The 20,654-nt window shown below is 64.9% G+C and carries 25 protein-coding genes and 1 pseudogene; 14 read left to right on the forward strand and 12 right to left on the reverse strand.

The window, feature by feature from the left end:
- Positions 1-143 precede the first annotated feature (143 nt).
- The 5 genes from ABIB95_RS26545 to ABIB95_RS26565 all read left to right on the forward strand — a co-directional run bounded on the left by ABIB95_RS26545 (position 144) and on the right by ABIB95_RS26565 (position 5,681).
- Positions 144-1,364, forward strand: a complete 1,221-nt coding sequence (locus tag ABIB95_RS26545) for an LL-diaminopimelate aminotransferase (RefSeq protein WP_014495524.1) — start codon at positions 144-146, stop codon at positions 1,362-1,364.
- A gap of 30 nt (positions 1,365-1,394) precedes the next feature.
- Positions 1,395-2,711, forward strand: coding sequence for a homoserine dehydrogenase (locus tag ABIB95_RS26550; RefSeq protein WP_085401211.1), 1,317 nt, complete (start codon positions 1,395-1,397; stop codon positions 2,709-2,711).
- A 139-nt stretch (positions 2,712-2,850) separates the two neighbouring features.
- Entirely contained in the window at positions 2,851-3,852 is a 1,002-nt protein-coding gene (gene glpX / locus ABIB95_RS26555; protein WP_063983497.1) for a class II fructose-bisphosphatase, read from the forward strand.
- A 142-nt stretch (positions 3,853-3,994) separates the two neighbouring features.
- The gene (locus ABIB95_RS26560; RefSeq protein WP_354243521.1) at positions 3,995-4,714 is read left to right on the forward strand and encodes a haloacid dehalogenase type II; all 720 of its coding nucleotides are present in this window, start codon (positions 3,995-3,997) and stop codon (positions 4,712-4,714) included.
- Positions 4,715-4,787: 73 nt separating this feature from the next.
- Positions 4,788-5,681, forward strand: a complete 894-nt coding sequence (locus ABIB95_RS26565) for a LysR family transcriptional regulator (protein WP_039149060.1) — start codon at positions 4,788-4,790, stop codon at positions 5,679-5,681.
- An 18-nt stretch (positions 5,682-5,699) separates the two neighbouring features.
- Here ABIB95_RS26565 and ABIB95_RS26570 read toward each other — a convergent pair whose 3' ends face one another.
- From ABIB95_RS26570 to ABIB95_RS26600, 7 genes are all read right to left on the reverse strand, one after another.
- Positions 5,700-5,909: a hypothetical protein gene (locus tag ABIB95_RS26570; protein ID WP_354243524.1), complete on the reverse strand. Its 210-nt coding sequence runs from the start codon at positions 5,907-5,909 to the stop codon at positions 5,700-5,702.
- A gap of 7 nt (positions 5,910-5,916) precedes the next feature.
- Positions 5,917-6,042 (reverse strand): MFS transporter small subunit, encoded by a 126-nt coding sequence (locus ABIB95_RS26575; RefSeq protein ID WP_014495518.1) that lies wholly within the window; start codon positions 6,040-6,042, stop codon positions 5,917-5,919.
- 4 nt (positions 6,043-6,046) lie between these two features.
- Positions 6,047-6,205, reverse strand: a complete 159-nt coding sequence (locus ABIB95_RS26580) for a hypothetical protein (protein ID WP_354243527.1) — start codon at positions 6,203-6,205, stop codon at positions 6,047-6,049.
- 27 nt (positions 6,206-6,232) lie between these two features.
- Positions 6,233-7,654: an L-lactate MFS transporter gene (locus ABIB95_RS26585; protein ID WP_354243530.1), complete on the reverse strand. Its 1,422-nt coding sequence runs from the start codon at positions 7,652-7,654 to the stop codon at positions 6,233-6,235.
- Positions 7,655-7,920: 266 nt separating this feature from the next.
- Positions 7,921-8,607, reverse strand: coding sequence for an alpha/beta fold hydrolase (locus tag ABIB95_RS26590; RefSeq protein ID WP_212094622.1), 687 nt, complete (start codon positions 8,605-8,607; stop codon positions 7,921-7,923).
- 276 nt (positions 8,608-8,883) lie between these two features.
- A complete protein-coding gene (locus tag ABIB95_RS26595) occupies positions 8,884-9,366 on the reverse strand; it encodes a bleomycin resistance protein (protein ID WP_354243533.1) in 483 nt (160 codons plus the stop codon).
- A gap of 110 nt (positions 9,367-9,476) precedes the next feature.
- Complete coding sequence (locus tag ABIB95_RS26600) at positions 9,477-9,968, reverse strand: GntR family transcriptional regulator (protein WP_354243536.1); 492 nt, start codon at positions 9,966-9,968, stop codon at positions 9,477-9,479.
- Between ABIB95_RS26600 and ABIB95_RS26605 the strand changes: the two are divergent.
- Positions 9,916-10,053, forward strand: a pseudogene (locus ABIB95_RS26605) (4-hydroxythreonine-4-phosphate dehydrogenase PdxA); the annotation flags it as partial. The gene ABIB95_RS26600 and the pseudogene ABIB95_RS26605 sit on opposite strands and share 53 nt — an antisense overlap.
- A gap of 10 nt (positions 10,054-10,063) precedes the next feature.
- Here the strand turns inward: ABIB95_RS26605 and ABIB95_RS26610 are convergent.
- Positions 10,064-10,477: a cupin domain-containing protein gene (locus tag ABIB95_RS26610; protein ID WP_071914269.1), complete on the reverse strand. Its 414-nt coding sequence runs from the start codon at positions 10,475-10,477 to the stop codon at positions 10,064-10,066.
- 50 nt (positions 10,478-10,527) lie between these two features.
- Positions 10,528-11,271 (reverse strand): SDR family oxidoreductase, encoded by a 744-nt coding sequence (locus ABIB95_RS26615; protein WP_354243540.1) that lies wholly within the window; start codon positions 11,269-11,271, stop codon positions 10,528-10,530.
- Between the two features lie 369 nt (positions 11,272-11,640).
- Between ABIB95_RS26615 and ABIB95_RS26620 the strand changes: the two genes are divergently transcribed.
- Both ABIB95_RS26620 and ABIB95_RS26625 read left to right on the forward strand, forming a co-directional pair.
- On the forward strand, positions 11,641-11,814 hold the full coding sequence (locus ABIB95_RS26620; RefSeq protein ID WP_354243543.1) for a hypothetical protein: 174 nt from the start codon (positions 11,641-11,643) through the stop codon (positions 11,812-11,814).
- Between the two features lie 74 nt (positions 11,815-11,888).
- Positions 11,889-12,647, forward strand: coding sequence for a sulfite exporter TauE/SafE family protein (locus ABIB95_RS26625; RefSeq protein ID WP_354243546.1), 759 nt, complete (start codon positions 11,889-11,891; stop codon positions 12,645-12,647).
- An 80-nt stretch (positions 12,648-12,727) separates the two neighbouring features.
- Here the strand turns inward: ABIB95_RS26625 and ABIB95_RS26630 are convergent, their stop codons facing one another.
- Positions 12,728-13,804, reverse strand: a complete 1,077-nt coding sequence (locus ABIB95_RS26630; RefSeq protein ID WP_354243549.1) for a methyl-accepting chemotaxis protein — start codon at positions 13,802-13,804, stop codon at positions 12,728-12,730.
- 286 nt (positions 13,805-14,090) lie between these two features.
- Here ABIB95_RS26630 and recJ point away from each other — a divergent pair, with 286 nt between their 5' ends.
- The 3 genes from recJ (at position 14,091) to ABIB95_RS26645 (ending at position 17,739) form a co-directional block, all read left to right on the forward strand.
- On the forward strand, positions 14,091-15,932 hold the full coding sequence (gene recJ / locus ABIB95_RS26635) for a single-stranded-DNA-specific exonuclease RecJ (protein ID WP_354243551.1): 1,842 nt from the start codon (positions 14,091-14,093) through the stop codon (positions 15,930-15,932).
- Between the two features lie 91 nt (positions 15,933-16,023).
- On the forward strand, positions 16,024-16,833 hold the full coding sequence (locus ABIB95_RS26640; protein WP_063983487.1) for an SDR family NAD(P)-dependent oxidoreductase: 810 nt from the start codon (positions 16,024-16,026) through the stop codon (positions 16,831-16,833).
- Between the two features lie 108 nt (positions 16,834-16,941).
- The gene (locus ABIB95_RS26645; RefSeq protein ID WP_166341112.1) at positions 16,942-17,739 is read left to right on the forward strand and encodes an aldolase; all 798 of its coding nucleotides are present in this window, start codon (positions 16,942-16,944) and stop codon (positions 17,737-17,739) included.
- Between the two features lie 107 nt (positions 17,740-17,846).
- Here the strand turns inward: ABIB95_RS26645 and ABIB95_RS26650 are convergent, their stop codons facing one another.
- A complete protein-coding gene (locus tag ABIB95_RS26650) occupies positions 17,847-19,076 on the reverse strand; it encodes a lytic murein transglycosylase (protein ID WP_354243555.1) in 1,230 nt (409 codons plus the stop codon).
- Between the two features lie 133 nt (positions 19,077-19,209).
- Between ABIB95_RS26650 and ABIB95_RS26655 the strand changes: the two genes are divergently transcribed.
- The 3 genes from ABIB95_RS26655 to ABIB95_RS26665 all read left to right on the forward strand — a co-directional run bounded on the left by ABIB95_RS26655 (position 19,210) and on the right by ABIB95_RS26665 (position 20,068).
- On the forward strand, positions 19,210-19,470 hold the full coding sequence (locus ABIB95_RS26655) for a hypothetical protein (protein ID WP_028151025.1): 261 nt from the start codon (positions 19,210-19,212) through the stop codon (positions 19,468-19,470).
- Between the two features lie 73 nt (positions 19,471-19,543).
- A complete protein-coding gene (locus ABIB95_RS26660) occupies positions 19,544-19,795 on the forward strand; it encodes a hypothetical protein (RefSeq protein ID WP_354243558.1) in 252 nt (83 codons plus the stop codon).
- Between the two features lie 84 nt (positions 19,796-19,879).
- A complete protein-coding gene (locus ABIB95_RS26665) occupies positions 19,880-20,068 on the forward strand; it encodes a hypothetical protein (RefSeq protein ID WP_038936126.1) in 189 nt (62 codons plus the stop codon).
- Between the two features lie 6 nt (positions 20,069-20,074).
- Here ABIB95_RS26665 and ABIB95_RS26670 read toward each other — a convergent pair whose 3' ends face one another.
- Positions 20,075-20,605 carry a MarR family winged helix-turn-helix transcriptional regulator gene (locus tag ABIB95_RS26670; RefSeq protein WP_354243562.1) on the reverse strand — a complete coding sequence of 177 codons (531 nt, stop codon included), beginning with the start codon at positions 20,603-20,605 and terminating at the stop codon, positions 20,075-20,077.
- Positions 20,606-20,654 lie beyond the last annotated feature (49 nt).

The following is a 20,654-nucleotide window of genomic DNA, read 5'->3' on the forward strand; positions in this document are numbered from 1 at the left end:
GCGAACGACTTCAGCTCCTGCCGTCGAATATTACTCTAAGCGTTTGATTTTGAGTGATTTTCGCGAAGGGGCGAGAGCTTTCCCGAGCGGCTGTCATGGCCGGTCGATTCTGTCCTGACCGGTTGCCCGGAGCCCAGAGAGCCATGGAAGAGTTTTACCGCATCCGCCGCCTTCCGCCTTACGTGTTCGAGCAGGTCAACCGGGCCAAGGCGGCCGCGCGGAATGCAGGCGCCGACATCATCGACCTCGGCATGGGCAATCCGGACCTGCCGGCGCCGGCGCATGTGCTGGAGAAGCTCAAGGAGACGCTGGGCAAGCCGCGCACCGACCGCTACTCGGCCTCCCGCGGCATCCCCGGGTTGCGCCGGGCCCAGGCCGCTTATTACGCCCGCCGCTTCGGGGTGAAGCTCAACCCCGATACCCAGGTCGTCGCGACGCTGGGTTCGAAGGAGGGCTTTGCCAATGTGGCGCAGGCGATCACCGCGCCCGGCGACGTCATCCTCTGCCCGAACCCGAGCTACCCGATTCACGCCTTCGGCTTCCTGATGGCGGGCGGCGTGATCCGCTCGGTGCCCTCGGAGCCAACGCCGCAATTCTTCGAGGCGGTGGAACGCGCGATCGTGCATTCGATCCCGAAGCCGCTCGCGCTCGTCGTCTGCTACCCTTCGAACCCGACCGCCTATGTCGCGAGCCTCGACTTCTACAAGGACCTCGTCGCGTTCGCGAAGAAGCACGAGATCCTGATCCTGTCCGATCTCGCTTACGCCGAAGTCTATTTCGACGAGAACAACCCGCCGCCCTCGGTGCTGCAGGTGCCCGGCGCGATCGACGTCACCGTCGAGTTCACCTCGATGTCGAAGACCTATTCGATGGCCGGCTGGCGCATGGGTTTTGCTGTCGGCAACGACCGCGTGATCGCAGCACTCGCCCGCGTCAAATCCTACCTCGACTACGGCGCCTTCACGCCGGTGCAGGTCGCCGCGACCGCCGCGCTGAACGGCCCCGACGATTGCATCAAGGAGATGCGCGACACCTACCGCAAGCGCCGCGACGCGCTGGTGGAGTCATTCGGCCGCGCCGGCTGGGAGATCCCGCCACCGGAAGCCTCGATGTTCGCATGGGTGCCGCTGCCGGAGGCCTTCCGCAGCGTCGGCAGCATGCAGTTCGCAACCCTGATGGTGGAGAAATCCGGCGTCGCGGTCTCGCCCGGTGTCGGCTTCGGCGAGCACGGTGAAGGATATGTCCGCATCGCCATGGTGGAAAACGAGCAACGGATCAGGCAGGCCGCGCGCGGCGTGCGCCGCTTCCTTGAAAGCGGCATCGAAACGTTGCACAACGTCGTTCCGCTCGCCAATCGGCGTTAAGTTTCTCTTCGGCAGGTTTTCTAAAGCATCATGGTTGCACCCCTGAAAGTGGGCATAGCGGGGCTCGGCACCGTGGGCGCCGAAGTTGTCCGTTTGATCGAGACCCAGGCCCGCGTGCTCGCGGGCCGCAGCGGCCGCGGCATTCGCGTCGTCGCCGTCACCGCGCGCTCGAAGGCGAAGAAGCGCGGCGTCGATCTGCGCGGCATCGAATGGGTCAGGGACCCCATGGCACTGGCCACGCATCCCGGCATCGACTGCTTCGTCGAGCTGATGGGCGGCGCCGGTGATCCCGCTCTCTCTGCGGTCGAAGCGGCACTGAATGCGGGCAAGTCGGTCGTCACCGCCAACAAGGCGCTGCTCGCCAAGCACGGCCTGAAGCTTGCCAAGGCCGCCGAAAAGCACGGCGGCGCGCTGAATTTCGAGGCAGCGGTCGGCGCCGCGATCCCTGTCATCAAAACGTTACGTGAAGGGCTTGCCGGAACCGGCGTCACCCGCGTCTACGGCATCCTCAACGGCACTTGCAATTACATCCTGACGCGGATGGAGCAGGAGGGCCTGTCCTTTGCCGAATGCCTCAAGGATGCGCAGCGGCTCGGCTACGCCGAGGCCAATCCGTCCTTCGACGTCGATGGCCACGACACCGCGCAAAAACTTGCCATTCTCGCCAGCCTTGCCTTCGGCACGAAAGTTGCTCAAAGCGCGGTGTATGTCGAAGGTATCTCATCCATCGCGCCGGAAGATCTGCGCGCGGCCGACGATCTCGGTTACCGGCTCAAGCTGCTCGGTGTTGCCGTTCGCACCGCCAAGGGCATCGAGCAGCGCGTGCATCCGACCATGGTTCCAAAATCCTCCTCGATCGCGCAGGTGATGGGTGTCACCAATGCGGTCACGATCGATGGCGAGGGCATTCCTCCGATCACGCTGGTCGGCCCCGGTGCCGGCGGTGCTGCGACCGCATCCGCCGTCGTCGCCGACATCGCCGACGTTGCGCGCGGCATCCGCGCCAATCCGTTCGGCCGGCCGATCTCGCATCTGCGCGACACCAAGAAGGCGCCGATGGAGCGGCACGAGGGCGGCTACTATATCCGCCTGCTGGCGCGCGATTTCCCGGGCACAGCGGCCGCGATCGCGACCCGGCTCGCGGAGCAGAAGATTTCGATCGAGTCGATCGTGCAGCGTCATCCCAATGGCGGCGCTGCGCCGGCGAACGGCAAGGCGGTGCCCGTGCCCGTCATCCTGATCACCTATGCGACGCATGAGGACGCCGTGCGCCGCGCGCTCGCGGCCGTGCAGAAGGACAAGGTGATCAGCGGACGGCCGCAGGTGATCCGGATCGAGAAGAACTGAGCATGACCCGGAAAAGTGTGAAGAGGTTTTCCGGCAAGGTCATGCTCAAACAATAGGACACGGTTCGAACGAACTGTGGGTGTTACGAGTTGATGCGGACGGAGATCTCCGTCCAAAACTGTTCCGAAGGAGTTAGCCGATGTCGACCCATATTTCAGTCCCGCCGCACGCGTTGCTCGAGCGCATCCTCACGCTGGAGATCGTGCGGGTGACGGAGCGGGCGGCGGTGTCTTCGGCGCGGCTGCGCGGGCACGGCAACGAGAAGGCGGCCGACCAGGCCGCGGTGGACGCCATGCGGCGCGAGCTCAACAAGCTGCCGATCGAGGGCACCATCGTGATCGGCGAGGGCGAGCGCGACGAGGCGCCGATGCTGTTCATCGGCGAGAAGGTTGGCATGAACGCCGGCCCGCAGGTCGACATCGCGGTCGACCCGCTCGAAGGCACCACGCTGTGCGCCAAGAACATGCCGGGCTCGATTGCCACCATGGCGATGGCCGACGGCGGCACGCTGCTGCACGCTCCTGACGTCTACATGGAGAAGCTCGCGATCGGTCCCGGCTACGACAAGGGTGTTGTCGAAATTGATGCCTCGCCCGCCGACAACGTCCGCCGCCTCGCCAAGGCCAAGGGTGTCCAGCCGGAAGGCATCACCGTTCTCGTGCTCGACCGCCCGCGCCATGCCAGCATCATCGAGAGCGTGCGCTCGACCGGCGCCGCCGTCCGCCTCATCACCGACGGCGACGTGGCCGGCGTGATCCACTGCGCCGACCCCGATAACACCGGCGTCGACATGTATCTCGGCACCGGCGGCGCGCCGGAAGGCGTGCTCGCGGCCGTGGCGCTGCGCTGCATCGGTGGCCAGATGCAGTGCCGCCTGATCCTGGATTCGGACGAGAAGCGCGAGCGCGCCGCCAAGATGGGCGTCAACGATCCCAAGATGATCTACGGCATCGAGGATATGGCACGCGGCGACTGCCTGTTCGCCGCCACCGGCGTCACCACCGGCTCGCTGCTGTCGGGCGTCAAGTTCCGCAAGGACGGCGTGATCGAGACCGAGACGGTCGTGATGCGCTCCGTCACCGGCACCGTGCGTTACATCAAGGCCGAGCACCGGCAGTTGGAGAAGTTTTACCTGGGCTGACGCGCTTCGTCATTCCGGGGCGACGGGACCGCGCAAAGCGCGCGGCCCAGAGAAACCGGAATCTCGCGCCATAACTTCTGGATTCCGGGTTGGTGCTGACGCGCCCCCCGGAATGACAAGAACAACAAAAGAGGAAGCGCACATGTCCGATCTCTCCTCCGTCAAAGCGCTGGTCTTCGACGTGTTCGGCACCGTCGTGGACTGGCGCACCAGCCTGATCACCGACCTCATGTGGTGGGGCAAGGGCCGCGGCATCTCCGCCGACTGGACCGCTTTGGTCGACGGCTGGCGCGGCATGTACACGGCCGCCATGGATGACGTGCGCAAGCACCCCGAACGTGGCTATGTCATCCTCGACGTCCTGCACCGCCGCTCGCTGGACAAGCTGGTCGAGAAGTTCGCGATCAAGGGTTTGACCGAGGCCGATCTCGACTACATCACCAAGGGCTGGCACCGTCTGCATCCTTGGCCCGACAGTGTCGCGGGCCTCACACGGCTGAAGTCGAAATTCGTGATCTCGCCGCTGTCGAACGGCAATGTCGCGCTGCTCACCAACATGGCGAAGTTCGCAGGCCTGCCGTGGGATCTCATCATGTCGGCCGAGCTGTTCGAGCACTACAAGCCCGATCCCGAGACCTATCTCGGCGCCGCGCGCCTGCTCGGCCTCAAGCCGGAGCAGGTGATGATGGTCGCCGCCCACAACGGCGATCTCGCCGCCGCCCAGAAGAACGGGCTGAAGACCGCGTTCGTGGCGCGGCCGACCGAATACGGCCCGCTCCAGAAGGTCGATTTCGAGGCGACCGGCAACTGGGACATCGTCGCTAAGGATTTTGGCGGGGTCGCCGACAAGCTCGGCTGCTGAGCGGCACTGCTTCTGTTTGACATCCTTCAAGGCAGCGCCCTTCATATCGACAATATCGATGTGAGGGGCGCCCGTGGATACCGAGCTCGCGCGTACATTCCTGACGGTGGTTGCCACCGGCAATTTCATCACCGCCGCCGACCGGCTTCACGTCAGCCAGTCCACCGTCAGCACGCGGATCCACTCGCTCGAGGAGCTGCTCGGCTGCACGCTGTTCGTGCGCAACAAGGCAGGCGCGACGCTTACGGTGGCGGGGCGGCAATTTCAACGCCATGCCTCGACGCTTGTTCGCACCGTCGAGCAGGCCCGCCACGACGTCGGCCTCCCCAAGGGCTTTAGCGGCGCGCTGGTGGTCGGCGGCCGCATCGGCCTGTGGGAGGAGTTCCTGCTGCTTTGGGTACCGCGCATGCAGGAGGCCAATCCGCAGATCTCCATCCGGGCCGAGAGTGCCCTTGAGCCCGAACTGATGCAGGGGCTGGTCGAGGGACGCATCGACATCGGCGTGATGTACACCCCGCAAAGCCGCCCCGGCCTCAAGGTCGAGTTGCTGATCGAGGAGCAGCTCGTGCTGGTGTCGACCAATCCCAGGAGCGATCCGGAGCCGCAGGATGGCTACGTCTATGTCGACTGGGGGCCCGAATTCTACGCCCGCCACAGTGCCGTCTTTCCCAATTTCGCGGGGCCTGCGCTGACCGCCAACATCGGCTGGCTCGGGCTGCAGCACGTTCTCGCCAACGGCGGCTCCGGCTATTTTGCGCACCGGATCGTCGAGCCGCTGCTGAAGGCGCGGCGGCTTCACCTGGTGGTGGGAGCGCCGAAATTCTCGATGCCGGCCTATGTCGTCTATTCGGTCGACCAGCCCGACGACCACGTGCAGAGCGCGATAGCGATCATGCGCGACCTCGCCGCCGAGCAGACCCGGCGCGTGACGGAAACGCCGGCGCGTGGCGCGCGCAAGCGCCGCTGACGGCCCGTTTGACTGGATCTATCCGCGCCGGTGCAGGCGGGTCTCGGCCAGCGCCGTCACCGCGCCAAGTGCGAGCGTCGCGACAACGATGTCCGCAGTCGCGTCGAAGCCGACGGCGAGAACTGCAGCGGCGATCACCGCGGCCAGCACGGTGATGGCGAAGCCTTCGTCGGTTATCAACCGTCGCGCGCCGCCGAGAAGCGTTGCACGCTTGTTCGTGGGACGCATTCGCCGCCTACTGAAACAGCTTCATGGCGTTAAGCAGGGTCTGGATCACGCCCGCGAGCAGGGGGATGCCCGCAAAGCTCCAGGCCAGCGCTAATTGCAGCGGGGTGGTCTTTGCCGTCTGAGCGGTCTGCATGATGTCAGGCCCCCGAGGGATTGTTGCTCGCCGCGGCTGCGGCCGCGATCTCGGTGGCTCGATGCACCGGCCGCATCGCCGCCATCGTCCGGGATACCCGCCAGGCGATCCAGCTCAGCAGCGATTGGGAGAATGACGCTTCGCTCGGTGATGTCGTGGTCATGGTCGCCTCCTTGTGTTCGTCCGGACGTCAGGCAGCACGCGCCGCCTCGAGACCTGAATTGTCCTCGTCCTGCATGTGATGACGCTTGTCGACGGCACGGACGCAGAGGTTGGCGAGGAAGCCGACCACGAGCAGTCCGGCCATGATGTACATGGTCGTGTTGTAGGCCTGCGCCTTCGGCACACCATGCGTGACGTTGTATTCGCGGATGTAGTTGATCAGCACAGGCCCGGCGATTCCGGCCATCGACCAGGCCGTCAGCAGGATGCCGTGGATGGCGCCGACATAGCGCGTGCCGAACATGTCGCGCAGATAGGCCGGCACGGTGGAAAAGCCGCCGCCATACATGCTGACGATGATCAGGAAGCACAGCACGAACAGCACGACATTGCCGCTCGCGCCGGCATAGGGCACGGTCACGTAGAGGGCGATTCCGAGCACCATGTAGACGAAATAGGTGCTCTTGCGTCCGATGAAGTCGGATAGCGAGGCCCAGCTGAAACGTCCGCCCATGTTGAACAGGCTCATCAGGCCGACGAGACCTGCGGCCGCCACCGCGGTGATATGGCCGGGGAACATCTCCTGGCTCATCGCTGAGGCCTGGCCGAGCACGCCGATGCCGGCGGTGGTGTTGCAGAACAGCACGATCCAGATCAGCCAGAACTGCGGCGTCTTGACCGCCTGGTAGACGAACACGTCGTTCCTGGTCATCAGCTTGGTGGCGGCCGCAGGCGGCACATAACCCTCCGGCTTCCAGCCCTGCGCCGGCACGCGCACGATGGCGGAGCCGACCATCATGAAGACGAAGTAGACACAGCCGAGCGTGATGAAGGCGCCGAGCACGCCGACGTCGCTCGTGGTCGCAAACTTGCTCATCAGCCAGACGGAGAGGGGGGAGGCGATCAGCGCGCCGCCGCCAAAGCCCATGATCGCCATGCCGGTGGCCATGCCCGGCCGGTCGGGAAACCACTTCATGAGCGTCGAAACCGGGGAGATGTAGCCGATGCCGAGCGCGCAGCCGCCGATCACGCCGTAGCCGAGATAGATGATCCAGAGATTGTGGAGATAGACGCCGAGGGCCGAGATCAGGAACGCACTCGCCCAGGCAACGCCGGCGGTGAACATCGCCTTGCGCGGGCCGCCTTCCTCGACCCAGCGTCCGAACACTGCGGCCGACAGTCCGAGGAACACCATCGCGATGGAGAAAATCCAGCCGAGCTCGGTGAGCTTCCAGTCGCCGGATGCCGATTGGGTGACGCCGATCAGCTTGGTCATCGGCAGGTTGAAGACGCTGAAGGCGTAGGCCTGCCCGATGCACAAATGCACGCAAAGCGCCGCGGGCGGCACCATCCATCGGCTGTAGCCCGGCCTTGCGATCGTGTGCTCGCGATCAAGGAAGGGCAGCTGCGAACGTGCAGGCATTCCCGATGCGTCGAGCGTCGTCGTCATCCAATCCTCCGGTGCCTCGCTGTTCTCGGGGGGCGGCCTTTACGGGCAGCCGGGCGATGGCGCGGGATCAGGCTACGCAGAAGGAGGATTTTGACAAACGAATAATATGCGCTGTTACAATCGGATTATTCGATATTAGAAAAAGCAGAAATCGGCATGGCGTTTTCGCGATGGACAAAAGGTCCGGGCGGTCTCGCGCCGCCCGGACCTGATCCGAAGAATGACAACGTCATCTGCCTTGGTTCGGTATGGTATGTCAGCCGATGCTACTTCGCTGTGACCGCATTCGCAGCCTTTCGGATCACATCCAGCACCACATCCGGCTTCGACAGCATGGGGACGTGGGACGAAGGCACTTCGGTCACGGTGGCGTTCATGCGCTTCGAGACGAAGTGTTGCAGATCGGGGTGAACCGTCTGGTCCTTGCTGGCGAGGATGTACCAGCTCGGCTTCGAGGTCCACGCTGTGCCATCGACCTTCTGGGTCAGGAGATCCGCAACCGGCGCCCCTTGCGTTGCGTAGACCAGCTTTTGCTCGGCTTCGGGCAGGTCGCCGGCAAAGTGCGTCAGGCCGCTTGGCTTGAGCCAGACACGGCCCGCCGGCGCGTCGATGTGGCCGAACACCTGCGTCGTCGGAAATTTTGCAATCTGGCTCTGCGAAGTTTCGTCGGCAGCGGGCGCGAGCGCGGCGATGTAGACCAGCGCGGCGACCCGCGGATCGGTTCCGGCATGCGTGATCAGTGTGCCGCCATAGGAGTGGCCGACGAGGACCACGGGTCCGGGAACACGGCCAAAGCACGCCGTCACGCAGGCGACGTCGGTTGCGAGTGAATCGAGCCCGTGCTGGCTCGCCAGGACCTCGTGGCCTTCGGCTTGCAGCGTCGGGATCAGCTTGCCGAAGCACGATCCGTCAGCCCAGAGGCCGTGCGCGAAAACGATGCTTGGTTTGGTCATGAGATGGTCTCCGTTGGCTGCGCAACGGCGAGCCGAGGTGCTCGCGGAGCGTGAAGCGGGGGAGCTTCACGTCTAACGCGCGACCACGTCAGCTGACAGAGGGTCGCAAGGATAATCGGGCGAATGCGAAATTGAGCAAGTTCGGCTCGTGAGCCGAATGCAGCTTACGTCCCACACGACAGAGAGCGTGCATCAGTTCAATGGTCCGGGCAGCGTGCACCGTCGCGATTGTGTCTCCTGATTGCGCGATGCGGCAGGACTGGACGAATCTTTGCGTCAGGATGGCGTGCGCATGCCCAGGCGTTCGACGAAGCGCACGAGGTAACCGTCCGGATCCTGGACGAGGAATTCGCGCTGGCCGAATTCCTGGTCGCCGACCCGATACCAGGCTTCGTTCGGCTGCTCGTAGAGCGGCCAGTTGGCATCGCCGAGAGCCCTCAGCATGGGATCAATGCGATCGACGACCATCTGGAAATTGACGCCGCGTCCGAATGGCCGCTGCATCTCGGCCGTCTCCCAGCGTCCATTCAATTCGCAGAGCATGACCTGCAAACGCCCCCTGACGAGATACGCAAATCGCGCATCGGGGCGATCGTAGGCGAGCTCGAAGCCGAGCAAGTCGCGCCAGAACGGCAGGCTGGCTTGAATGCTGGAAACGCCGAGTTCGGGAACGAGATCGGCAAAGCCGCCTTGCGGCGCGCTTCCCGTGCTGTCGGAGGTCGCACGCGCGGCGGGGTCTGAGGGCAGCGGTTTGTTCATTGCGGCGTCGCCTGATCTTATGACCGATCTTCGGGGCGGTTATCGCAGCGAAGCGGCGCGAAGGCCAGACGCGGAATGGGGCGAACGAGTGCTCGCCGGGCACGGCCGCCTCACGCGATCCGCAGCGCGAGGTCGTTTCCTTCCGTCTCGGCAAAGCCCGCCTGCAAAACCTCTTCGCGCTTGTGGCGCAGATGCGCACGCAGGATGTGGGAGAGGCCGGCGCCATCGCGCCGCTGCAGCGCGTTCAGGATCGCCTCGTGCTCCTTCACGGCGAACGCCCAGCGCTGCGGCGTCATCGGCGTGACATAACGCGCGCGGCGAATGCGCGCGGTCACGGAAGCATAGAGCCCGGTCAGCGCGGGATTTTCGGCTGCTGCGACAATGGCCTCGTGAATGGCGCGGTTGCCGCGATAATACTGGATCAAATCGCCCTCGCGATAATGCCGAACCATGTCGTCATGTGCGGCGGCGATTTCGCCGATCCCGGCGTCGCTGATGCGCTCGCAGGCGAGCTCGCCGGCGAGCGCCTCGAGACCCTGGCAGACCTTCGGTGGCTTCCCATTCCCGATCTGCACGCCAGCGCACGGCACCGCGTACGACATCGCAGGGCAAGGCAACGCGTCGATCGGCGCCAGCCGCGCCGCGTTGCTGCTGGCCGCTGAGATGGCCGCGCGCCGCGCTGCGTGACGAGGCGGCGCTACTTCGTGATCGGCGTGACCAGCTCCTTGTCTGCCGAATCCACGACGAAGACGGCCAGCAGCTTCGCAGGTTCGGTATCGCTGGCATTCGCGCTTATGGCGTGACGGTCGCCGGGCTTTTCGAAGAAATTCTCTCCTTTGCGATAGACCTTGGCGGGCTCGTCATTGACCTGACTGCGGATCGCTCCTTCCAGGATGGTCGCATAGATGAATGCGGAGCGCGGATGCATGTGGGCCGGCGAGGAGCCTCCGGGACCATACTCGACCAGCACGCCCTTCATGCTCTTGCCCGGGACGTTCGGCAGCGCCTGGTCGAACACGACCGTCACTTTGGCCAGAGGTGCCGGTTCGGCCGCATGGCCCGTCAGGACTGATGCGGCATAAACCGCCGTTGCGATCAGCAATCTGCGCATGGGATTTCCTTCATTGCAGTGGTTGTCGTGATGGAAGGTCTGGCGGATCCTCAGAGCCTTGCGAGCCACGTCGCGAGCGGCGTTTTTCCAAGCCGCGCCTCGCCGAGCGGGTTCAGTGATGTGTCGTCAATGGGGGCGCCGTAGTACGGTGCATTCGGGTCTCCCACCACCGGTCGGGTGTCGCCGGACGCCTTGAGGCGCCGCGCAATGAATTCATTGAAGGGGGCCTTCTCGGGTCCTGCGATATCAATGGTGCCGTTGAGCGGCCGGCCCATGGCGACCTCCGCGAGGCGATCAGCTACGTCTTCGGCGGCGATCGGCTGAAACAGTGCGGACGGGACGACGATCTTTCCTTCGACCACAGCCGTTTCGGCAATGGCGCCGAGGAATTCGAAGAACTGGGTGGCACGAACGATGGAGTAGGGGACCGAAGAGGATTTGATGATGGTCTCCTGGGCGAGCTTGGCCCGAAAATAGGAATTGTCAGGCGACCGTTCGGTCCCCACGATCGACAGCGTTACGTGATGCTTCACGCCCGCGACCGCCTCTGCCGCGACGAGGTTTGTGCTCGAGCGCTGGAAGAAATCGAGCACGGCGGCGGGCTCCCAGGACGGTGCGTTGGCAACGTCGACGACGACATCCGCCCCAGCCAGCGCTGCTGCGAGGCCTTCCCCGGTCACGGCGTTCACGCCTGATTTCGGCGAGGCTGCAACGGCCTCGTGGCCGTGTTGTTTCAACTTTGTCACGAGCTTGGATCCGATCAATCCGGTCCCGCCGATCACGACGATCTTCATGGCATGTCTCCTCGGCATGTGACGAGCGTGAGTGATCCCAATCCGTGGGCCGATCACGTCACGTCCGCCCAACGTGATGCGAAGCGCAGCGTAGTCGAGCAATGCGGCAAGCTCTTGCCTGTAACCGGCCTGCCTTGCCGGAAAATGCCAAGAAGACTCGTTGCGACGGGGTGGGCGCCGCGCCTGCCGCGGTCGGATTGAAGCCCAAGGCAAGAAGTTTGCTGCATCTGCTCTGCTCGCGCGGAGGCGGCAAAATTGCACCGAGATCAATGTTCTTATTGTACTGAGTAATGTACCGGTTCATATTGCGCCGCATCGACCCTCAAATGCACCGAGAGGTGGTCGCGCCCGACAAAGCGGAGCAACAGAATGAGCGTGAGTTATCTTGATGTGTTTCTGGCATTCCTCGGAATGACTTTTGGCCTGCCGTCAGTGCTGCCCGGTCTCTTTTTCCAGCCGAAGGCCGCGCCGCCTCGAACCTCGCAAGCGGCGTCGACCGACGCCGGCCCAACGGCAACCGATGACGACGTCACGGCGACCTGAGCCCGAGTCTCGCCCGCGATGTTTCGGCGTGACGCGAGCCGAGGCGCGAGCGTGCCGGTCATGGAGATGCGCAGATGGATTTGACTGTCGCCACGGTGATCATCGCCTTTTCCGGCGTCTTCCTGATCTGCTTCATGAAGGGCGCATTCGGCGGCGGCTTCGCCATCGTCGGCATTCCGTTGCTGTCGTGCGTGATGGATCCGGTCACGGCGGGCGGCCTGCTCGCGCCGCTCTTCATCGCCATGGACCTGTTCGCGTTGCGCTACTGGAAGCCCTCGACATGGTCGAAGCCGGACCTGGTGCTGCTGTTGCCCGGGCTCGTGATCGGCATTGCCCTCGGCTATCTCTTGTTCCGTGTATTGGACCATCGCGCCGTCGCGATCGTGATGGCGGTCGTGACGTTGAGCTTCGTTGGCATATGGCTCGTGAGTGACCCGAAGGTGGTCATTCGTCCGCGCTCCTCGCCGAAGGCGGTTGCTGCCGGTCTTGCCTCGGGTGTCACGACCATGGTCGCGCATTCCGGCGGACCGCCGCTGGCGATGTACCTCCTGCCGCTTGGCCTCAGCAAGGAGGTCTACGCGGGAACAACGAGCCTGTTCTTCACCGTCGGCAACGCGATCAAGGCGGTACCTTGGCTGCTGCTCGTGCGGCCGGCGGGCAACGTCTGGATCGTGATGGCGGCGTGCCTCTTTGCCATTCCCAGCGGCGTCTGGCTCGGCTGGCGGCTGCACGGAAAGCTGGACCAGCGGCAGATCTACCGGGCGTGCCATGGCTTGCTGGCCGTGACGGCGTTGAAGCTGTTGTGGGACGGCGTGTCTGGCTATCTCGGATAGGCTGCAAGTTGCGCCGCATCACGGCGCGACCATCGTTCGACGGTCACGCTGCCGCGCTCACAGATCACGCGATGATGTCGTCACGCCCCGCAGACGATCACGCCGTACCAGCCGAGGCCGCGATAGGTCTCGTAGCCTGGGGTCGCATGGAACGCGACCAGCGCGCCCGTGCGGTCGTGATAGAATCCGGACCGCTGGCCGTTCAGCGAGATCGAGATGCGCTCGCTCAAAATACCCTGGCCGTCGGAAGCTGCGATGACACGCAGATTGGAGTCGACCAGCAGCACGCGCGCCTTGTCGCCGTCGCCGACGCGCACGCCCTGCACGATGGCGCGGGCCTGCGCCTCCCAGTCGAAATGGATGGCGAGCACGCCGATCGGCGCGCCGTTGGCCTGGCCGCCGGCGCGGACGCTGGCACAATAGGTCGCGACCTGCGCATTGCCGAGCAGCGGCTGGTTCTCGACGTCACCGGCGACATAGTCGTCGCCGGAGCGCAAGGTTCGCGCCTCGCGAAACCACTTTGTGTGCGCGACGTTCTGGCCGACGACGCGAAAGCGGTCGCCGCGGCCATTGGCGATGACATTGCCGTCGAGGTCGCAGAGCCAGAGGTCGAGATAGACGGTGTAGGCGCCGAGGATCACGCCGAGGCGCTGCGAGGCATGGGAGACGGCTGCGGCGTTGGGCGAGGCCGCGCAATCGACCACGGCGGAATCGGTCGCCCACCAGCGCACGTCGCAGGTGCGTTCATAGAGGTTGCGATCGATCAGCTCGATGGCGTTGAGCGACAGGTCGACCATCCGCTCGCCGCGCGAGCGCTGGCTCATGCGGTCGATCGAGGCGACGAGATCGCCGGTGCGCTTCGTCAGCTGGGTTTCGAGCTCGCGCGCGATGGTTTCGACCTGCTGGCCGACGCCGCGCACCTCCTGCGCCACCACCGCGAAGCCGGCGCCTTGCGCGCCGGCGCGCGAGCTCTCGATCAGCGCGTTCAGCGCCAGCATCTTCATCTGGTTGGTGATCTGCTGAATCGCCTTGGTCTTGTCGACTGCGATCTGGTTGACCTCCGCGGTCAAGCGATTGATCAGTGCGGAGATATCGGAATCGTCATCAGCGGGTTCGGTGGCGATCGGCTTGGCTTTCAGACCCAGCGCAGCAGACATCGGGGAGCTTCCCTTGGCAATGAGGCGGCCTGATCTGCAACGAACCCGGAACAACTAATTACAGATCGAGTACGAGTCTTTTTCGAAGATTCCGCCTAACGCCCGCTTAATTTGCTGTTCCACGGAATGCCCAAATGATAGTCAGTCCGCGCAGCAAAGCGGCAATCCACCGCTTTGTGCGGCGTGGACATTGCAAATCCCGGGGGATTCCAGGTCAATCGTCATTGTCGGCCGATCGCCGCAACGCCCGGTTCGATTCCCGGGTTCCTCAAGCCAGTCTCGACTCATGACGCCGCCCGCAACCGCCTTGCCCGTCGAAGTGCCCCAGGCGTTTATGGGCGTCGCGCGCTCGCTCACCGACAAGCTCTGGCTCGACCGGCTGGATGCGCGCGGGGCTGCCAAGGCGCTCGCCATCGTGCAGCGGCACCAGCTGCCGGAGTTGCTGGCGCGGGTGCTGGCGGGCCGCGGCATCGACATCGATGGCGTCAGCGACTTCCTCGATCCGACCATCCGCAAGCTGTTGCCGGACCCGTACACTGTGACCGAGATGGAGGCCGCCGCGAAGCGGATCGCGGATGCGGCGATGCGCGGCGAGAAGGTCGCGATCTTCGGCGACTACGATGTCGATGGCGCGACCTCTGCGGCGCTGCTCGCCTGGCATCTGCGCCATTGCGGGCTCGATCCGCTGATCCATATTCCCGACCGGATTTTCGAAGGCTACGGCCCGAACATCGAAGCGATCCGCGCGCTGGCCGCGAAGGGCGCCACGCTGCTCGTCACGGTCGATTGCGGCACCACCAGCATCGAGCCGCTCGCTGAAGCCAAGCGCCTCGGCATGTCCGTGGTCGTGATCGATCATCACCAAGCCGGCACGGAGCTGCCGGAGGTCGATGCGCTGGTCAATCCGAACCGGCTCGACGATCTCTCGGGCCTCGGCCATCTCGCCGCCGTCGGTCTCGTGCTGGTGACGCTGGTCGCGGTCAACCGCGAGCTGCGCCAGCGCGGCTTCTGGACCAGCGAGATGCCCGAGCCCGATCTGCTCGGCATGCTGCACCACGTCGCGCTCGGCACGGTTGCGGATGTCGCGCCGCTGATCGGGCTCAATCGTGCCTTCGTCGCAAAAGGCCTGATCGCGATGCGGCGGCGCGACCATGTCGGCCACACCGCGCTGATGGACGTGGCGCGGCTCAACGGCCCGCCGGAGGCCTGGCATCTCGGCTTCATGCTGGGGCCGCGCGTCAATGCCGGCGGCCGGATCGGCCGGGCCGATCTCGGCGTGCGGCTCTTGCTCGAAGGCGACAGCGTCGAGGCGGCGCGGATTGCGGCCGAGCTCGATCGCCTCAACAGTGAGCGCCGCGTCATCGAGCAGGCGGCGGAAGCGCAGGCCGAAGCCGAGGCGCTGGCCTCGATCGGGCTCGAGGACAAGATTGGCGTGATCGTCACGGCCTCCGAAGGCTGGCATCCCGGCGTGGTCGGCCTCGTCGCGTCCCGCCTGAAGGAGAAATTTTCACGACCGGCCTTTGCGATTGCGCTGGAGCCCGGCGGCATCGGCACCGGCTCGGGCCGCTCCATCGCCGGCGTCGATCTCGGTAAGGCGGTGCGGCAGGCGGTGACCGACGGCATCTTGCTGAAGGGCGGCGGCCACGCGATGGCCGCGGGCGTAACGTTGCGGAAGGAGAAGCTCGCCGAATTCCGCGCCTATCTCGAAAATGCGCTGGCGCGGGACGTTGCCGAGGCGCGCCATGTCAACGAGCTCTATGTCGACGGCGCGGTGTCCGCGCGCGCCGTGACGACGGAGCTTGCAACCACGCTCAACCGCGCCGGTCCCTTCGGCAGCGGCAATCCGGAAGTCGTGCTGGCGCTGCCGTCGCATCAGCTCGTCTATGCCGATGAGGTCGGACAGGCGCATTTGAGGCTACGCTTCAAGTCGGGCGACGGCTCGATCGTCAACGGCATTGCGTTCCGTTCGGTCGGCCAGAAGCTCGGCAATGCACTTCTCGCCAATCGCGGTCAGCAATTGCATGTCGCGGGATCGTTGTCGGTCGACCGGTACCAGGGCGCCGAGCGCGTGCAATTCCGCGTCGTCGACGTCGCGCTACCGGACCAGGGGCCATCCGTGATTAGATGACGCAAGATCCCTCGCGACAAACGCGGTACGCGTTTGCGCGGAGATCATGCGTCAAAAATAAGCCGCTCAAACAACAAAAAAGGGAGTGAACATGGCAGGGCAGGTTGAGGGCAAGGTCGCGCTGGTGACGGGCGGCGCCTCGGGCATTGGCGAGGCTATCGTCGAATTGTTCGCGCGCGAAGGCGCTACCGTCGTCATCACCGACATCGACGAGCTGCGAGGCCCGGAGCTCGTCAAGCGCGTGACAAAAGCCGGCGGCAAGGCGATTTTCCTGGAGCAGGACGTCACCAGCGAGGAGCGCTGGATCGAGATCGTAGCCGAGATCGCCAAGCGCCATGGCCGGCTCGACATCATGGTCTCCAATGCCGGCATCGGCATTGCGGTACCCTCGATCGTCGATATGACGCTCGCTGACTGGCACAAGCAGAACGCGATCAACCTCGACGGCGTGTTTCTGTCCGTGAAGCATTGCCTGCCGCTGATGCGCAAGACGGGCGGCAGCTCGATCGTGATGATGTCCTCGCTCGCGGGCTTGCGCGGTGCGCCCGGCCTCTCGGCCTATTCGCTGACCAAAGGCGGCGTGCGGCTGTTCGCCAAATCGATCGCGATGGAGTGCGCGGCCGCCGGCGACGGCATCCGCGTCAACTCCGTTCACCCCGGCATCATCGATACCCCGATCTGGGGCAAGATTCCGACGGGGGCAACGGGCGCCGGCCAGAACGCCCCGATCGACCCCGAGGAGCGAGCCAAGGTCGCAACCCCGCTCGGCCGCGCCGGGCAGGCCGCGGAGATCGCTTCCGGTGTGCTGTATCTGGCCTCCGATGCCTCGCGCTACGTCACCGGCAGCGAGCTCGTCATCGACGGCGGCATGAACGCCGGCGGCGTGCCGCGGCGGCAATAAGCCGCCGCGCAAGACGCGAAGGGCAGGGTGGCGCCCGCAGGGGCTGACGCAGAGGCGTCGGCCCTGTACAACGCGGGCCTCTTCCGACCGAAAGAGGTTTCCTTCGCCATGGCGCACAGCCTTCAATCTTCCTCATCCGCACCTGCGCCGTTCCGCTCGAACCGGCCTGATCTCGCCACCGACGCGATCCGCACCGCGCGCGAGGATCTTGCGGCCTGCTTCCGCATGGCCGCGCGCAATGGTTTTGAGGAGGGCATCTGCAACCATTTCTCGGCCGTGGTGCCTGGCCATGACGATCTCTTCCTGGTCAATCCATATGGCTACGCCTTCCGCGAGCTGACGGCGTCAAAGCTGCTGATCTGCGATTTCCACGGCAACGTCCTCGACGGCGAGGGCGCGCCCGAGGCAACCGCGTTCTACATCCACGCCGAGATGCACAGGCTGCTGCCGCGCGCGAAGGTCGCCTTCCACACCCACATGCCCTACGCCACGGCTTTGTCGATGACCGAGGGTGATCCCCTGATCTGGGCCGGCCAGACCGCGCTGAAATTCTACGGCCGCACCGCAGTGGACCGCGATTACAACGGCCTCGCACTCGACAACCGCGAAGGCGCGCGGATCGCATCCGCCGTCGGCGATGCCGACATCGTCTTCATGAAGCATCATGGCGTGATGGTGCTGGCGCCGACCATCGCGGAGGCCTGGGACGATCTCTATTATCTCGAGCGCGCCGCCGAGGTGCAGGTGCTGGCGATGTCGACGGGACGAAAGGTGCTGCCGGTCGATCCCGCGATCGCGGCGGAAACCTACAGGCAGATGCGCGAAGGCGATTCCGAATCCGCGCGATTGCATCTCGCCGCGATCCGGCGCCAGCTGGATGCGGAAGAGCCGCAGTACCGGCACTAGGGTTGTTGCCGTAGCCCGGATGGAGCGAAGCGCAATCCGGGGCCGTCAACCACGGATGCGGCGTTCCCGGATTGCGCTGCGCTCCATCCGGGCTACGGGCTCGCGGCCTATGCCCCCTGCCGCAGCTTCGCCAGCACCTTCAGCCCGCCATAGCCGTCCGCGGGCGTGATCCCCGCGCGCTGCTGAAAATCCTTGATCGCCTTCATGGTGTCGTTGCCGACACGGCCGTCGGTGCCGCCGGTGTCGAACCCGGCCTTGGTCAGGCGCGTCTGCATCTCCTGCACCTCGGCGAGCGTCAGCGCGCGCTCTGAGCCGGGGAAGGGCTGGATGAAGGGCGGCGCGCCGAGGCAGCGGTCGCCCAGATGGCAGATTGCGAGCGCATAGTTCATCGAGGGATTGTAGCTCTTCACCGAATAGAAATTCGGTCCCAGCAGGAATGTCGGCCCGCCCGCAACCGGCGTCCACATCTGCGCGGATGCATTCGGTTGCGGAAACGGCTGGCCGTCGGCGCGGGTGACGCCGGCCGCCTGCCACGCCGCATAGGTCCGGTTGCCGCTCGCCTCGCCGGATGCGCGCACCTCGTAGCCCCAGTGTTCGCCACGGCGCCACTTGCCGCGATTGACGAGGTATTTTGCCGTCGAGCCTAGTGCATCGTCGGGCTTGCCGAACGGCGACACCTTGCCGTCGCCGTCATAGTCGATGCCGACATTGAGCCAGACTTCCGGCATCCATTGCGAATGTCCCATCGCGCCGGCCCAGGAGCCCTGCATCTGCTCCGGCGTGCTCCAGCCCTTGTCGACGATGCGCAGCGCGTTGATCAGCTCGGTTTCCCAATAGGCTTTGCGGCGCGGCTCGTTCCAGGCGAGCGCGGCGAGTGAGGGGAATACCGGCGTCATGTGGTTCTGCTGTACCAGCGGATCGCCATAGGCGGACTCCACGCCCCACAGCGCCAGCAGCGTACCGCGCTCGACGCCGAAATCGCGCTCGATGCGCGCGAGCAGCGCCTCGTTGTTCTTCAGCGCGATCTTGCCGTTGATGATGCGCCAGTCCGAGACGCGGCGGTTGATGTATTGCCAGACCTGCTCGTGGAATTCGGGCTGGTTGCGCATCTGCTTGAACACGCTCATGTCGGGCTCGACCCGCGCCATCGCGCGTTGCCAGGTCGCGGCCGAAATGCCCTTCGCCATGGCGCGCGCACGAAAACCCTCGCGCCATTCGTCGAAGCCCGGAGGCGCGGCGAGAAGCTGCGTGGGGAATGTGATGAAGGCGGCTGCGCCGAGCGTGGATCGAAGCAGGGCGCGGCGGCTGTGATTGGCCGAGGAATCAGCTTGTTTCATGGACCCATTCTAGCGGGAATCACGGCTGCTGTGGGCCGGTTCCTGGAACACCGGGAACAGGCCATCGCGCCGCGTTCCGCCGGAACAAAGTGTCGCAGTCCCGCATTCCCTCCGCATACACTGGAGGATGAAGATGAAAAGATATCTGTTTGCCGCCGCCATGGTCACGGCCATCGCCGCCCCTGCATTCGCCGACGAAGTCGGCGTTCACGTCGGCCCGGTCGGTGCCGGCGTGACGGTCGGACAGTCCCACGAATATCGTGAGCGGGACCGCGATCGCGACCGCACCACGGTCATCAGGGAGCGCGAGCCTGCCAACCGCACCACGGTGATCAAGAAGGAAGATGAATTCGGCAATCGCAGCAAGACCGTGATTCATCACGACAACGACTGACGGAGCAGGGCCCCGGCCGAGCGCCGGGGCCCGCCGTCTGCACGTAGTCTGCTCATCGAGAATTCGGGGTGGAATGAAGATACGGGCACATGCGGAAAGCCATGTCGTCGAACTCGACGACGGATCGCAATGGCGGATCTATCCCGGCGATCTCGCGACCACGTTGAGCTGGAAGCCCGAAACCGATTTGCGTATCGAGCCGAGCGGTGATCGGACGAGTTCGCATGTGCTGGTGAATGCCGCCGATCAGAGCCGTGTGCGCGTGAGCGCGGCGGGCGATGCCTGGCCCGACGGCGAGGTTAAGAAAGCGTTGAAAGGCGGCTGAGCGTTCTTGCGGCTGCCCGGATATCCCCAATTTCAAGCCTGTCGCTTTACGGTCGGTTTGCTTCCGTCTGCACAGAATGCGTGCATGCGGGAGCTGTTCGACATCATCCGTAGCAATCCCTGGCCGTTCGGCGCCGGACTGTTTGTCGTGATCCTGATGATCATCGCCGAGAACTTTGGCCGTGGCATTCAGGGCGACGGCGCCGTCAGCGATTTCTCGGATGCCGATGGAGGCGACGGCGGCTGCGGTGGTGACGGGGGCGGCGGCGACTAAAGCCGGTTAGTCCTCCTGCAAATCGGCGGCGATGCCGGCGAGCCAGCGCCGGATCGCGGTCTCTGCCTTGGCGTCCAGACTTGCGGCAAGGCGCTTCTCCAACGCGATCACGCGCTCCCTGCACGCCTTCAACAGCGTCGTGCCCCGCTGCGTCAGCGTCCATTGCTGGATCCGGCCGTGGACCGGATGAGGCGTCATCATGATCGCACCGTCGCGATCGAGGTTGCGAATGATCACGCCCACCGTCTGCGGGGTCAGGAAGGTGAGCCGGGCGACGTCGGCGCCGGAGAGGCCTGGATAGGCGTTCAGCATGGTCAGCACGGCAAATTGCGGCGACGTCACGCCGAGGTCGGCAAGCGTCCGTTCCATCGTCAGGCGGACCGCGGCATGGGCCTGTCGCAGCAGATAGCCGAGATAACCTTGCTCGCCGCGCTTGCCTTCTCCGGGCGCGGGCACGCGAACGGCAGCGATTTCGGCAGGCGCGGCCGGCTTCCGCAAAGCCTTCGATTTCGTGATGGCAGCGGTCTTGCGTGTCATATAAGAGCTCTTATAAGATGTAAGCAGTCTTACAATACACGAGGTGAAC

It is taken from the genome of Bradyrhizobium sp. LA2.1 (genome assembly GCF_040547725.1).
Classification (GTDB): domain Bacteria; phylum Pseudomonadota; class Alphaproteobacteria; order Rhizobiales; family Xanthobacteraceae; genus Bradyrhizobium; species Bradyrhizobium barranii.

What these genes read in the sequence shown, in the direction of transcription:
- ABIB95_RS26600 (WP_354243536.1), bottom strand. Translation starts at nt 9,968, where the DNA reads ATGTCGTACGCGGTGCCGTGCGCTGGCGTGCAGATCGGGAATGGGAAG.
- ABIB95_RS26665 (WP_038936126.1), top strand. Translation starts at nt 19,880, where the DNA reads ATGCGGGAGCTGTTCGACATCATCCGTAGCAATCCCTGGCCGTTCGGC.
- ABIB95_RS26560 (WP_354243521.1), top strand. Translation starts at nt 3,995, where the DNA reads ATGTCCGATCTCTCCTCCGTCAAAGCGCTGGTCTTCGACGTGTTCGGC.
- ABIB95_RS26610 (WP_071914269.1), bottom strand. Translation starts at nt 10,477, where the DNA reads ATGCGCAGATTGCTGATCGCAACGGCGGTTTATGCCGCATCAGTCCTG.
- ABIB95_RS26645 (WP_166341112.1), top strand. Translation starts at nt 16,942, where the DNA reads ATGGCGCACAGCCTTCAATCTTCCTCATCCGCACCTGCGCCGTTCCGC.
- recJ (WP_354243551.1), top strand. Translation starts at nt 14,091, where the DNA reads ATGACGCCGCCCGCAACCGCCTTGCCCGTCGAAGTGCCCCAGGCGTTT.
- glpX (WP_063983497.1), top strand. Translation starts at nt 2,851, where the DNA reads ATGTCGACCCATATTTCAGTCCCGCCGCACGCGTTGCTCGAGCGCATC.
- ABIB95_RS26575 (WP_014495518.1), bottom strand. Translation starts at nt 6,042, where the DNA reads ATGCAGACCGCTCAGACGGCAAAGACCACCCCGCTGCAATTAGCGCTG.
- ABIB95_RS26545 (WP_014495524.1), top strand. Translation starts at nt 144, where the DNA reads ATGGAAGAGTTTTACCGCATCCGCCGCCTTCCGCCTTACGTGTTCGAG.
- ABIB95_RS26670 (WP_354243562.1), bottom strand. Translation starts at nt 20,605, where the DNA reads ATGACACGCAAGACCGCTGCCATCACGAAATCGAAGGCTTTGCGGAAG.
- ABIB95_RS26580 (WP_354243527.1), bottom strand. Translation starts at nt 6,205, where the DNA reads ATGACCACGACATCACCGAGCGAAGCGTCATTCTCCCAATCGCTGCTG.
- ABIB95_RS26615 (WP_354243540.1), bottom strand. Translation starts at nt 11,271, where the DNA reads ATGAAGATCGTCGTGATCGGCGGGACCGGATTGATCGGATCCAAGCTC.
- ABIB95_RS26625 (WP_354243546.1), top strand. Translation starts at nt 11,889, where the DNA reads ATGGATTTGACTGTCGCCACGGTGATCATCGCCTTTTCCGGCGTCTTC.
- ABIB95_RS26550 (WP_085401211.1), top strand. Translation starts at nt 1,395, where the DNA reads ATGGTTGCACCCCTGAAAGTGGGCATAGCGGGGCTCGGCACCGTGGGC.
- ABIB95_RS26655 (WP_028151025.1), top strand. Translation starts at nt 19,210, where the DNA reads ATGAAAAGATATCTGTTTGCCGCCGCCATGGTCACGGCCATCGCCGCC.
- ABIB95_RS26650 (WP_354243555.1), bottom strand. Translation starts at nt 19,076, where the DNA reads ATGAAACAAGCTGATTCCTCGGCCAATCACAGCCGCCGCGCCCTGCTT.
- ABIB95_RS26595 (WP_354243533.1), bottom strand. Translation starts at nt 9,366, where the DNA reads ATGAACAAACCGCTGCCCTCAGACCCCGCCGCGCGTGCGACCTCCGAC.
- ABIB95_RS26590 (WP_212094622.1), bottom strand. Translation starts at nt 8,607, where the DNA reads ATGACCAAACCAAGCATCGTTTTCGCGCACGGCCTCTGGGCTGACGGA.
- ABIB95_RS26640 (WP_063983487.1), top strand. Translation starts at nt 16,024, where the DNA reads ATGGCAGGGCAGGTTGAGGGCAAGGTCGCGCTGGTGACGGGCGGCGCC.
- ABIB95_RS26660 (WP_354243558.1), top strand. Translation starts at nt 19,544, where the DNA reads ATGAAGATACGGGCACATGCGGAAAGCCATGTCGTCGAACTCGACGAC.
- ABIB95_RS26585 (WP_354243530.1), bottom strand. Translation starts at nt 7,654, where the DNA reads ATGACGACGACGCTCGACGCATCGGGAATGCCTGCACGTTCGCAGCTG.
- ABIB95_RS26570 (WP_354243524.1), bottom strand. Translation starts at nt 5,909, where the DNA reads ATGCGTCCCACGAACAAGCGTGCAACGCTTCTCGGCGGCGCGCGACGG.
- ABIB95_RS26620 (WP_354243543.1), top strand. Translation starts at nt 11,641, where the DNA reads ATGAGCGTGAGTTATCTTGATGTGTTTCTGGCATTCCTCGGAATGACT.
- ABIB95_RS26630 (WP_354243549.1), bottom strand. Translation starts at nt 13,804, where the DNA reads ATGTCTGCTGCGCTGGGTCTGAAAGCCAAGCCGATCGCCACCGAACCC.